The organism is Pseudoalteromonas sp. SR44-8 (genome assembly GCF_014163635.1).
In the GTDB taxonomy this organism is placed as follows: Bacteria; Pseudomonadota; Gammaproteobacteria; order Enterobacterales; family Alteromonadaceae; genus Pseudoalteromonas; species Pseudoalteromonas rhizosphaerae.
In genome coordinates this window covers 1-239 of record NZ_JACJDS010000128.1, presented here as the reverse complement: position 1 = coordinate 239, position 239 = coordinate 1, and the positions used below count along the sequence as shown (strand labels likewise).

Below are 239 nucleotides of genomic sequence, written 5' to 3'. Positions count from 1 at the left end.
AACTCACTACCACTGATAGTCCATGTACCTGCGCCATCAGCCGTCACGGTCCGCGATTGGTTATTCGAACCATCGCTGATAGTCACACTGACACTGGCATTGGCTTCTGCGCCAGAGCCGGTGATCAATACACTGCCATCTTCTACAGCATTGATCCGGCCATCAACCTCAATCGGGGTGGCAATCGTCAAGGCATTCGGTGCTGCGTTATCTAAAATCACTGAGGTGCTGGTTGCACT

General features: G+C 52.3%; 1 protein-coding gene. It reads right to left on the bottom strand.

What is annotated here, in order from left to right; translation table 11 throughout:
* The coding region (locus H5183_RS21585) for a hypothetical protein (RefSeq protein ID WP_182732698.1) at positions 1 to 239 on the bottom strand (239 nt) is incomplete at both ends.